The following is an 11,893-nucleotide window of genomic DNA, read 5'->3' as shown; positions in this document are numbered from 1 at the left end:
ACATAAAGAAACTCGGCAACATCCCCGACGGCGGCGGCCACAAGGTCCTGGGCCGTCAAGCGGGCCGCAAGACCCGCTCCGGGGCCGGCTACAGCTACATCCACACCGCCGTCGACGACCACTCCCGCCTCGCCTACAGCGAAATCCACGCAGACGAGACGAAAGAGACCGCCGCCGGCTTCTGGACCCGAGCCCAGGCCTACTTCACCTCCTGCGGGATCACCGTCGAACGGGTCCTGACCGACAACGGCTCCTGCTACAGGTCGCAACTCTGGCGCGACACCCTCAAAGCAGCCAGGATCACCCACAAACGGACCCGCCCCTACCGTCCGCAGACCAACGGCAAGGTCGAACGCCTCAACCGCACCCTCCTCGACGAATGGGCCTACGCCAAGCCCTACCGCTCAGAAACCGAACGACGCGAAGCCTTCCCGCAATGGCTCCACACCTACAAACACCACCGCGGCCACACCGCACTCAAAGGCCAACCACCCGCAAGCCCCGTCCCCAACCTCACAGGTCAATACACCTAGGGCGTGTCCGCAAAGTGATTGGTTCGTTGGTAAGTCGTGGTGAGGCGTCATGAGTTGAGTGATGAGTCGTGGGCTGTGGTGGAGCCGTTGTTGCCGCAGTCGCGGATGGGGCGGCCTGTGCGGGACCGGCGGCAGGTGATGAACGGGATCTTGTGGAAGCTGTCGACCGGGGCGGCCTGGCGGGATCTCCCGGAACGGTACGGGCCGTGGAAGACCGTGTATGAACGCTTCCGCCGCTGGTCTGCGGACGGCACCTGGGACAGGCTCCTCGCGCACGTCCAGCAGCACTCCGACGCGGTCGGCCAGGTCGACTGGTCCCTGGTCTGTGTCGATTCCACGACGGTACGGGCCCATCAGCACGCGGCCGAGGCCCGAAAAGGGGGCTCTGGGCGGGTGGGGCCCTTGGCCGGTCCCGGGGCGGACTGACCACCAAGATCCACCTGGCCTGCGACGGGCACGGGCGGCCTCTGGCCTTCACCCTGACCGGCGGCAACACCAACGACTGCACCCAGTTCGAACCCGTCATGAACAGCATCCGCGTAGCCCGGCCCGGCCCGGGAAGGCCCCGCACCCGGCCCGGCCGGGTCGCCGCCGACAAGGCGTACTTCTCCCGCGAGATCCGCGCCTACCTGCGTAAACGAGGCATCGCCTGCACGATCCCCGAACGCACCGACCAGATCAACGGCCGGCTCCGGCGTGGCGAAAAGCCCTGCCGGCTCGACCGCGTCTCCTACCGACGCCGCAACGTCGTCGAACGCTGCATCGGCCGCCTCAAACAAAACAGAGCCCTCGCCACCCGCTACGACGAACGAGCCGTCCACTACCAAGCCATGGTTACCCTCGCCTGCCTACAACTCTGGCTCCCATGACTTTGCGGACACGCCCTAGGAGGCCGGGGCGGCGCCGGGTTCGAGGCCCGGTCAGGCCTCGGGTACTGACGGTGTGGGGATGAGTGACGTGTCGAAACACTGGTTGACGATGTCGGTCACCAGGTCCGTCACGCGCAGGCCGGAACGCCATCCAGGCGGGAGCCCGCGCGCGCCGCGCCCGTACGCCCCGAGTCAGGACAACGCCTGTGCCCGGAAGGACCACCCATCGACCCGAACCACCCTGGGCCGCTGAGCAGCGCAGGCGGCCCCCGGCCGCGACCCGGGCCAGGTCGATGCCGGTCGTCTCGCCGCCGCACATGTCTGCCCCCAGGTGGTGTAGCCGAGGTTCAGATGCCCAAGGCCGACCAGGCGCTGCACTTGGGCGACGAACGCCCGGGTGAATAGGCGCTGCGCCGACGGCTCAGCCGGGGGCAGGGGCGCCAAGATGCCACGACCGTACCCGGCCTGCGGATGCGCTCGTCGGCGAACTATTCCATAGTCGGCATGTCGAACGTTCGTGATGACTCCGGAAAGGGCCGAACTGTGCGAATAACTGGGCTTGGGCATGCGGGACTGTTCATCGAAACCAACGCGGGATCGGTGCTGTGTGATCCGTGGGTCAACCCTGCGTTCTTCGGCTCGTGGTTTCCGTTTCCGGACAATACTGCCCTGGACTGGGCGTACTACGGAAAGGCGGCGGACTTCCTCTACGTCTCCCACCTGCACAGAGACCATTTCGATGCGGAGAACCTGCGCCGAAACGTACGCAAGGATGTCACCGTGCTCCTACCGGCCTTCGCCACCGACGAAATGGAGGTCGAACTGCGCGCGCTTGGATTCGGCCGATTCCTGCGAATCCCGAACGCGGTCCCGGTCGAACGGGACGGTCTGCGCATCATGATCACCGTGCTGAGTGGTCCGGGCGACGGTCCCATCGGCGACTCCGCTCTGTCACTTGATGACGGGGAGACCGTGCTGCTCAACCAGAACGACGCCCACCCGTTGTCCGTCCCGGCCATCCGCGAGTTCGGCGAGGTCGATGCGTACTTCGCGCAGTTCTCCGGCGCGATCTGGTACCCCATGGTCTATCGGCTGCCGCACTCCGCGAAGCGCAAGCTCGCGGCCCGCAAGCGCCAAGGCCAGTTCGACCGTGCGGTGCGCTACATTGACGCGGTCCAGGCGAAACACGTATACCCCAACGCTGGGCCACCGTGTTTCCTTGACGAGGATCTCTTCGACATCAACGGCACCGGTCTGGACGGAGAAAGCATCTTCGTCGATCAGCGGGAGTTCCTGGAACAACTCGCAGAAGTCCGGCCGAGCGTATCGGCGCACCTATTGTTGCCGGGGACGGTGGTGGAACCGCAGGCAGCCGTATGCGAACCGGTACACCGCTACTCGACCAAAGAAATCGATTACATCTTCGACCACAGGCGTGAGTATCTGCGCGCCTTCGCCCAAAGGCAGCAGCACACGCTCGCCGCCGAGCGCGCCAGCAGGGCTCACGCGCTGCCGCGCGAGCGCCTGCTGGCCGAGCTCAAACTCTGGTGGGAACCGCTGATGGCCCGGGCCGACCGGATCTGCTCGGGGATCGGCGGGCCGGTGCGGATGGATGTCGACGACATCCCGATAGTCCTCGACTTCCCCGTGCGGGAGGTCCGGCTGTGGGATGGGGAGCGTTGCCGGTACACGCTGGCCGTCGCAGGCGACCTGATCGCCACCAACATCGCACGGCGTGAGGTTGACTGGTCCAACAGTTTGCTCCTGTCGCTGCGGTTCACCGCCAGCCGGATCGGCCCGTACAACGAGTTCCTGTACGTATTTCTGAAATGCCTGTCACCGGAGCGCATCGACTACGTGGAGAATTACTACGGTTCCATCGAGGACGAAGGCGAGGAAATCGAGATCGACGGCTGGCGAATTCAACGGTACTGCCCCCATCTCGGTGCGGATCTGAGCAAGTTCGGTACGGTTGAAGGCGCGGAGCTGACCTGTACAATGCACGGCTGGCGATACAACCTGTCCGCAGGCCGCTGTCTTACCTCGGACGGCCACGACATACGCGCCACCCCCCTCGCCTGACGTCCAGTGGCCGCCGAAATCGTCCCCGCCAGCCCCTCGATTCGAGGTGCCTCGGGCGGGACCGCATCCGTCACTCGATTAGCCGAGGGTCGTTGCAGGTGTAGATCAGCACCTGATGCGAGGGAGACATGGTGGGCCGTCGATTGTGATCGAGAAACTGGAGTTCCAGCGCAATGGAGGCTGGCAGGTCCGGTTCATGAGGGGCCTGGTGACCTTCCTGGTGGGCCACTCAGGGGCGGGCAAGTCCACCGCGTTGGAGGCGCTGCTCTACCCGCTAAGCCTGACCACGGCGACGATCACGCCGGAGGTCAGCGCCTGTCAGCAGATCCGGCTGAGTCATACCCCCTGGTTGGCTGGCTGGTCAATGCCAATGGGACCTGCGCAGCCCCCGAGGGGATGTTCGTCGAACCAGCGGTGGCCGAGAATTTTGTTCGCTATTACCACCCGGACGTCGATCTGCCCTCTCATGAGTGATCGGGTCCAAGATCTGTCATGCTGAATATGCGGTGCCGTCCAGTTGCTCTGGCGTTGCGCCTGGTGTGGAAGCCCCACGGGTAGAGCATCACACGGCGTTGAGACTCCGGCGGCCCCGCCATCACACCTTGCCGAGTACGCGCAGGCTATTCGAGTGCGGCACACTCACCCAATACGTGGTGGACCCCAGAGTGTGACCGGCGCATCCAGGCCATCGCCCACTAAGCTGCGGGTCAGGAAGAGTCCTCCCCGCCAGCGCGGGGGTGTTCCGGGCATCTGCGTGCCCTGCGCCGCCCCAGCGGCGGCTTCCCCGCCCCGGCGCGGGGGTGTTCCGGCGTCAGCCTCGGTGGAGGTAGCCGGGTGCTGGTATTCCCCGGTGCGGAAGTGTTCCGGAGAGCCCTCGCACCGCGCCCCAGGCCGAGCGGGCCTCCCGGCCGGCGCGAGGGTCCTCCGCTCGCCAAACCTGCGGAGATCAAGGGAAAAAGAACGAGACCGCACCAGCGCGCGGCACCCCACTCCCCTACGGCTCTGGACCACCGCCTGGCACTGCGAAGTTCGAACAATCTTCCTCGATCGGATGCCATCTCCACGTACCCTGACCAGCGCTCCAGAGCGCCTGACGCTCCATCAGAACGAGCGTCAAGATACCTCTGAGAGCGTCATTTCAGCGTCAAGACATCGCCCTTAACGCACATAGGGCACATCATGCGCACCCGCCAAAGCCGCAGGTCAGCGGCCCTTTACGGCAGGCTCAAGGATCGCCACGCACTCCACATGATGCGTCATCGGGAAGAGGTCGAAGGCGCGGAGTTTTCGGGGCTTGTAGCCGGCCTCTCGGAAGTAGGCCAGGTCTCGGGCCAGGGCCGCCGGGTCGCAGGCCACGTAGGCGATGCGGCGGGCGCCCAGGGTGGCGATGTGTTTGACGACCTGTTTGCCGGCGCCCGCGCGTGGGGGGTCCAGGACGATCAGGTTCGTCTCCGTGATGTGGGTGCGCGGCAGGACCTGGTCGACCTTGCCCTGTTCGATCCGGACCCGGGGCAGGTCCTGGAGGTTGTGGCGCGCGTCCTCCACCGCTCGCTTGCCCGACTCGATGCCCAGCACCGCGCCGGTCTCGCCGACCCGTTCCGCGATGGCGCCCGCGAACAGGCCCACCCCGCAGTACAGGTCGAGCGCCGTGTCGCCCTTCCTCGGCATCAGGCCCTGCATCACGGCCTCCACCAGCATCTGGGGTGCCTCAGGGTGTACCTGCCAGAAGCCGCCCATGCCGACGCGGTACGTACGGCCGTCCGCCCGCTCGCGGACGAACGCGCGGCCGTGCACCCGGTGCACTCCCCCGTCGTGCTCCTCGACCCGCAGGACCGACACCGGCTTGTCCAGTTCGACCAGCGGCAGCCTCCCGCCGGGCCTCGGCGCCAGGACGACCTGGCGGTCGCCGGAGCCCGACGCGCCGATCGCCTCCACCGTCGCGATCTGCGGCCAGCTGCGCTTCTCCACGCCCAGTTCGCTGACGGCCTCGGTGGCGATCATGCAGTGGTCGACCGGCTCGATGTCGTGCGAGCGGTGCTTGCGCAGGCCCGCGCGGCCGTCCTCGTCCACCGCGTACTGCACCCGCGAGCGCCACGCCGGCACCTCGCCCGCCGGCAGTTTGTCGCCGGGCGCGGGCATGACGGTCCCGTCCCACCCGGCTTCCTCGGGCGTCAGGCCCGCGAGCCGCTGGAGCTGTTCGGTGATGACCTCACCCTTGAGCCGCCGCTGGGCCCCGGGCTTGGCGTGCTGCCAGTCGCAGCCACCGCACCGGCCGGGGCCCGCGTACACACACGGCGCCTCGACCCGGTCCTTGGACGCGTCGAGGATCTCCACGGCGTCGGCGCGCAGGAAGCGGGAGTCCGCCTCGCCCTCCGTCACACGGACCCGGGCCTTCTCGCCGGGCAGCGCGTGCCGTACGAACAGCACCCGGCCCTCGTCGGTACGGGCCACACAGTGGCCGCCGTGCGCGACAGGGCCGACCTCGACCTCGTACTCCTCCCCCACCAGCGACGCCTGCTCGGAAGAAGGCTGCGGTTCTGTCTGCATGAGGGACCGGCTCCAAAGATAAAAAGATAAAAGGAAGAGAAGTGGGGAGAGCGTCAGCGGGGCAGTCGCGCCGATGCGTGTTCCCGCGCAGCCCACCAGTGTACGTGCGCCCCGTCCCGCCGCCCGCCACCCCGAAAACCGAAGCCCTCAGCCCTCAACCCTCAGCTCTTGTTCGTCGGCTCCTTCGGCCTCTCGTCCACCGGGCCCCGCCGCACCGCGCCCGGTGCCTGGTACACCGCCCTCTTCTTCGCGCGCTTCTTCGCCCGCTCCGAGGACTCCAGCTGGTACGGCACCGAGGTCACCATCACCCCCGGCGTGAAGAGCAGCCGCCCCTTGAGCCGCAGCGCGCTCTGGTTGTGCAGCAGGTGCTCGTACCAGCGGCCCACCACGTACTCCGGGATGTAGATGCTGACGGCGTCCCGCGGGTTCTCGGTGCGCAGGCCCCGTACGTACTCGATCACCGGGCGGGTGATCTCCCGGTACGGGGAGTCCAGGATCTTCAGCGGCACGTTGATGCCCCGCCGTTCCCACTCCTCCCGCAGCACCTTCGTCTCCGCCGGGTCGACGCTGATGGAGAGCGCCTCCAGGGTGTCGGAGCGCATCAGCTTCGCGTACCCGAGGGCGCGCAGCGTCGGCTTGTGGAGTTTGGAGACGAGGACGATCGAGTGCACGCGGGACGGCCTGACGCTGTCGTCGGACGGGCCCTCGGCCGCCGCGATCTCCTCGGCGACCCGGTCGTAGTGCTTGCGGATCGCGGTCATCACGGCGAAGAAGATCACCATGCCGAGCAGCGCGACCCAGGCGCCGTGGGTGAACTTGGTCGCCAGGACCACCACGAGCACCAGACCGGTGAAGAACGCGCCGAAGGCGTTGATGGCCCGGGAGCGGACCATGTGGCGGCGCTTCGCCACGTTCTTCTCGGTCCTGAGGTGGCGGTTCCAGTGCCGGACCATGCCGGTCTGGCTCAGCGTGAAGGAGACGAAGACCCCGACGATGTAGAGCTGGATCAGCCGCGTCGAGTCGGCGCCGTAGATCCAGACGAGCAGCGCCGCCGCGCCGGCCAGCAGGACGATGCCGTTGGAGAACGCCAGGCGGTCGCCGCGGGTGTGGAGCTGGCGGGGCAGGTAGCGGTCCTGGGCGAGGATCGAGCCGAGGAGCGGGAAGCCGTTGTACGCGGTGTTCGCGGCCAGGAACAGCACCAGCGCGGTGGCCGCGGCGAGCACCACGAACAAGAACGTTCCGTCACCGAAGACGGCGGCGGCCACCTGGGAGATCACCGGGTTCTGGACGTAGCCCTGCCCGACCGGGATCCCGCTGCTCCTCAGAAGGTCCGTCTCGGGGAACTCCGCCATCTTCACGTGCGTGGCCATGGCCAGGCCGATGATGCCGCAGAACATGGTGACCGCGAGCCCGCCCATCAGGGCGAGGGTCGTGGCGGCGTTCTTGCTCTTGGGCTTACGGAACGCCGGGACGCCGTTGCTGATCGCCTCGACGCCGGTGAGCGCGGCACATCCGGAGGAGAAGGCGCGCAGGAGCAGGAAGACCAGCGCGAAGCCGGCCAGTCCCTGGTGCTCCGCCTTGATCTTGAAGTCGCTGGTCGGGGAGTGCATGGTCTCGTTGAGGACAATTCCGCGGAACGCGCCCCAGAGGATCATCAGGAAGACGCCGCCGACGAAGACGTACGTCGGGATCGCGAAGAGCTTGCCCGACTCCCGTACCCCGCGCAGGTTCATCACCGTCAGCAGGATGATGATCCCGACGGCGCACGCGACTTTGTTCTCGATGACGAAGGGGATCGCCGAGCCCAGGTTCTCGACCCCGGACGAGATCGACACGGCCACGGTCAGGATGTAGTCGACCAGCAGCGCGCTGGCGACGGTGAGACCGGCCTTCGGCCCGAGGTTCGTGTTGGCGACCTCGTAGTCGCCGCCGCCGCTCGGGTAGGCGTGCACGTTCTGCCGGTAGGAGGCGACGACCGTGAACATCAGGACCACGACGGCGGCGGCGATCCACGGGCTGAAGTGGTAGGCCGACACACCCGCGACGGACAGGACCAGGAGGACTTCTCCCGGTGCGTACGCCACCGAGGACAACGGGTCGGAGGCGAAGACGGGCAGCGCGATGCGTTTGGGGAGGAGAGTCTCTCCCAGCCTGTCGCTACGCAGCGCCCGCCCGATGAGAATCCGTTTGGGCACGTCGGTCAGTTTGGACACGCAAAGGATCGTATGCGTTCGAACGATGGGCTGTGCAGGCAGCACCGCCTACTGAGATGGCGGCAACGACGGCGTTGCCGCATAAGCTCAGGTGCAGGGGACACCGTATACGGTGTCCCGCCGGTCGGGCGGTACGCCGAAAAGGAAGAGTGAACAGGGTGTTTTCGCAGGTCAGCGAGATGACCAGGACTGCGGGGTAAGCGCACGTGCACATCGTCATCATGGGATGCGGCCGGGTGGGAGCCGCACTCGCGCAGACCCTGGAGCAGCAGGGGCACACGGTCGCCGTGATCGACCAGGACCCCACGGCCTTCCGTCGGCTCGGCTCCGGTTTCGGCGGCCGCCGGGTCAGCGGCGTCGGATTCGACCAGGACACCCTGCGGGAAGCGGGGATCGAGGACGCCGGCGCCTTCGCGGCGGTCAGCAGCGGCGACAACTCGAACATCATCGCGGCGCGCGTCGCCCGGGAGATGTTCGGCATCGAGAACGTCGCCGCCCGTATCTACGACCCCCGCCGCGCCGAGGTCTACCAGCGCCTGGGCATCCCGACCGTGGCCACGGTCCGCTGGACCGCCGACCAGATGCTGCGGCGGCTGCTGCCGTCCGGCGCGGAGCCGCTGTGGCGGGATCCGAGCGGCGGGGTGCAGCTCGCCGAGGTGCACACGTCGGCGCACTGGATCGGGCACAAGATCAGCACGCTCCAGGAGGAGACGGGCGTCCGCGTGGCGTTCCTCACCAGGCTGGGCGAGGCGATGCTGCCGACGTCCCAGACGGTGCTCCAGGAGGGCGACCTCGTCCACGTGATGATGCGTACGGACGAGATCGAGAAGGTCGAGGCGTCATTCGCCGAGGGCCCGGACGAAGGCGGGAACTGATGCGCGTCGCGATTGCCGGGGCCGGGGCGGTGGGCCGTTCCATCGCGGGCGAGCTGCTGGAGAACGGTCACGAGATCCTGCTGATCGACAAGGCACCGACCGCCATCTCGGTGGAGCGGGTGCCGTTGGCGGAGTGGCTGCTGGCCGACGCCTGTGAGATCACCTCGCTGGACGAGGCCGCGCTGCAACGCTGCAACGTGGTGATCGCCGCGACCGGCGACGACAAGGTGAATCTGGTCGTCTCGCTGCTCGCCAAGACCGAGTACGGGGTGCCGCGGGTGGTGGCCCGGGTGAACAACCCCAAGAACGAGTGGCTGTTCAATGAGTCCTGGGGCGTCGACGTCGCGGTCTCCACGCCGCGTCTGATGTCGGCGCTGGTGGAGGAGGCGGTGAGCGTCGGCGATCTCGTACGGCTGCTGCGTTTCAGCCACGGCGACGCGAACCTGGTCGAGCTGACGCTGCCGCCGGAGTCCGCGGTGACGGGCACGCAGGTCGGGGACGTGGTCTGGCCCGAGGACACCTCGCTGGTGACGATCATCCGCGGCACGCGCGTCCTGACGCCGAATCCGGAGGAGACGCTGGAGGCGGGCGACGAGCTGCTGTTCGTGGCGGCGCAGGCGCGCGAGGAGCAGCTGGAGGACCTGCTGTCGGTACGCCGCGAGGAGACGGACTGACGGGCCGGCTGACAAAAAACGGCTTCGGGCGCCGGACCGACTGGTCCGGCGCCCGAAGTGCGTCTTGTACGGGGATCCCGACTTATACGGGGGTCCCGTACCGAGCGGGCTCTACGCCTCCCGCCGGTGGCTCACCGGGCCGTCCGACGTCCCGGCGGCGGCGGCCTTGCGGGCCTTCTCGGCCTCCTCCTCCGCCTCCATCTCCGCGAACACGTCGATGGGCGGCGGCGCCTTCGCCAGGAAGACCCAGGTCAGCCAGACCGCCAGCAGGAACGGCGGGATCTTGAGCGCGACCAGGACCCAGCCGAGCTGCGCCGTGTCGGCCCACCAGTACAGCGGGAAGAGGATCGCGCACTTGGCGAGGAGGATCAGGCCCCACGCCCAGCTGGCCTTCGCGTACGCCTTCTTGCGGCCGGGGTTACGGGTGCGCCAGGAGAGGTTCTCCTTGAAGACCGGGCCCAGGATCAGACCGATCAGCGGCACTCCGGCGGCGGCGGTCGCCAGGTACGCGATGGCCAGGCCCAGCGTGTAGAGCATGCCCGGCAGGTAGAAGTCCTTGGCGTTGCCGGTCATCATCGCGAAGACCACGCCGAAGGCGACCCCGAAGACCCCGCTGAACGCGTGTTTCACCGTGTCGCGGCGGACCAGCCGGACGACGAGGAGCACCAGGGAGACCCCCACGGCGGCGATGGCCGACGTGTGGAGGTCCTTGTTGATCGTGAAGATCGTGACGAAGAGCAGTCCGGGGAGGACGGTCTCCACCATGCCGCGCAGGCCGCCGAAGGCCTCGAAAAGCGCCGCCTCGGTGACGGCTTTCGCGTCGGCTGCCTGCTGGTCTGCCGTGGCGGGAGAAGCGGGTGGGGCTGTCGAGGCGGCGGGCTTGTCGAGTGACGTCACCGGCTACTCCTGTCCGAGCGGTCGGATTTCGTATTTGGGATTGAACAGCACCCGGCGGCCGTGGCTCATGGAGATCCGGCCGGAGGCGATCAGCTTGCGGCCCGGCTCTATGCCCACGATGGAGCGCCGGCCCAGCCACACGACGTCCAGCGGCGCGGTGCCGTCGAACAGCTCCGCCTCCAGAGCGGGGACTCCCGCCCGTGGACGCAGGGTGACCGTCCGCAACGTACCAGCCACCCGGACGATCTGGCGGTCGCTGCACTCGGAGATCCGCGTGCAGCCCGACGCCTGCGTGTCCTCCCGCAGCTCCTCGGACTCCAGGTCCTCCTGGGAGCTGGACAGCCGTTCGAGCATCCGGCGGAAGCGGCCGCTCGGCTTCTCAGCACTCATACCTTGAGGGTACCGGGCCCCGGGCTCCGCGTTCGCGGGTCTCGCACTGGGTTTCGAACCGGGTTTCGGACCGCGACACACCCCCCGTTCGAGTCGTATTCGCATCAACGTTCGAAGCGGTAGCCCATGCCCGGTTCGGTGACGAAGTGCCGCGGGTGCGAGGGATCCGTCTCCAGCTTCCGGCGCAGCTGGGCCATGTAGACCCGCAGATAGTTGGTCTCCGTGCCGTACGAGGGCCCCCAGACCTCCTGGAGGAGCTGTTTCTGGCTCACCAGCCGGCCCGTGTTCCGTACGAGGACCTCCAGCAGGTGCCATTCGGTGGGCGTGAGCCGTACGTCCCGTCCCTCGCGGTGCACCTTCTTCGCGGCCAGGTCGACGGTGAAGCCCTCCGTCTCGACCAGGGCCACTCCCTCGTCGCCGTCCCCGCCGACCGGTTCCGCGCGCCGGACGGCGGCGCGCAGCCGGGCCAGCAGCTCGTCCATGCCGAAGGGCTTGGTGACGTAGTCGTCGGCGCCCGCGTCGAGCGCCTCGACCTTCTCGTCCGAGGTGTGGCGGGCGGAGAGCACGAGGATCGGGACACGGGTCCAGCCGCGCAGGCCCTTGATCACCTCAACGCCGTCCATGTCCGGCAGCCCGAGGTCGAGGACGACGACGTCGGGGTGGCGGGCGGCGGCGAGTTCGAGGGCGCCCGCGCCGTCGGCCGCCGCGTCCACCTCGTACTTGCGCGCCTTGAGGTTGATCACGAGGGCGCGCACGATCTGCGGCTCGTCGTCGACCACGAGCACCCTGGTCATAGGGGTCTGCCTTTCTGCG

9 protein-coding genes and 1 pseudogene are annotated in these 11,893 nt (G+C 67.9%); 5 read left to right on the top strand and 5 right to left on the bottom strand.

Going from position 1 to position 11,893, the window contains the following annotated elements; translation table 11 throughout:
- The 3 genes and pseudogenes from ACIO1C_RS29980 to ACIO1C_RS29970 form a co-directional block, all read left to right on the top strand.
- The coding region (locus ACIO1C_RS29980) for a DDE-type integrase/transposase/recombinase (RefSeq protein WP_401869185.1) at positions 1 to 533 on the top strand (533 nt) is incomplete at its 5' end.
- Between the two features lie 39 nt (positions 534 to 572).
- Positions 573 to 1,402, top strand: a pseudogene (locus ACIO1C_RS29975) (IS5 family transposase).
- A gap of 504 nt (positions 1,403 to 1,906) precedes the next feature.
- Entirely contained in the window at positions 1,907 to 3,484 is a 1,578-nt protein-coding gene (locus ACIO1C_RS29970; protein WP_401869182.1) for a Rieske 2Fe-2S domain-containing protein, read from the top strand.
- Between the two features lie 1,203 nt (positions 3,485 to 4,687).
- Here ACIO1C_RS29970 and ACIO1C_RS29965 read toward each other — a convergent pair.
- Positions 4,688 to 6,031 (bottom strand): class I SAM-dependent RNA methyltransferase, encoded by a 1,344-nt coding sequence (locus ACIO1C_RS29965; RefSeq protein WP_401869179.1) that lies wholly within the window; start codon positions 6,029 to 6,031, stop codon positions 4,688 to 4,690.
- Positions 6,032 to 6,192: 161 nt separating this feature from the next.
- The gene (locus ACIO1C_RS29960) at positions 6,193 to 8,244 is read right to left on the bottom strand and encodes an APC family permease (RefSeq protein ID WP_401869176.1); all 2,052 of its coding nucleotides are present in this window, start codon (positions 8,242 to 8,244) and stop codon (positions 6,193 to 6,195) included.
- A gap of 206 nt (positions 8,245 to 8,450) precedes the next feature.
- Between ACIO1C_RS29960 and ACIO1C_RS29955 the strand changes: the two genes are divergently transcribed.
- Entirely contained in the window at positions 8,451 to 9,119 is a 669-nt protein-coding gene (locus ACIO1C_RS29955; protein WP_161308300.1) for a TrkA family potassium uptake protein, read from the top strand.
- Positions 9,119 to 9,793, top strand: coding sequence for a potassium channel family protein (locus ACIO1C_RS29950; protein WP_401869173.1), 675 nt, complete (start codon positions 9,119 to 9,121; stop codon positions 9,791 to 9,793). Before ACIO1C_RS29955 ends, ACIO1C_RS29950 begins: the two co-directional genes overlap by 1 nt.
- Before the next feature lie 111 nt (positions 9,794 to 9,904).
- Here the strand turns inward: ACIO1C_RS29950 and ACIO1C_RS29945 are convergent, their stop codons facing one another.
- From ACIO1C_RS29945 to ACIO1C_RS29935, 3 genes are all read right to left on the bottom strand, one after another.
- A complete protein-coding gene (locus tag ACIO1C_RS29945; RefSeq protein ID WP_401869170.1) occupies positions 9,905 to 10,690 on the bottom strand; it encodes a DUF3159 domain-containing protein in 786 nt (261 codons plus the stop codon).
- A 3-nt stretch (positions 10,691 to 10,693) separates the two neighbouring features.
- Entirely contained in the window at positions 10,694 to 11,044 is a 351-nt protein-coding gene (locus ACIO1C_RS29940; RefSeq protein ID WP_388336682.1) for an OB-fold nucleic acid binding domain-containing protein, read from the bottom strand.
- 140 nt (positions 11,045 to 11,184) lie between these two features.
- Positions 11,185 to 11,874: a response regulator gene (locus ACIO1C_RS29935; protein ID WP_161308296.1), complete on the bottom strand. Its 690-nt coding sequence runs from the start codon at positions 11,872 to 11,874 to the stop codon at positions 11,185 to 11,187.
- Positions 11,875 to 11,893: the final 19 nt, after the last annotated feature.

It is taken from the genome of Streptomyces sp. NPDC087420, assembly GCF_044744165.1.
Taxonomy (GTDB): domain Bacteria; phylum Actinomycetota; class Actinomycetes; order Streptomycetales; family Streptomycetaceae; genus Streptomyces.
Note: the sequence above shows the minus strand (reverse complement) of the source record. Positions and strands in the feature narration are given on the sequence as shown.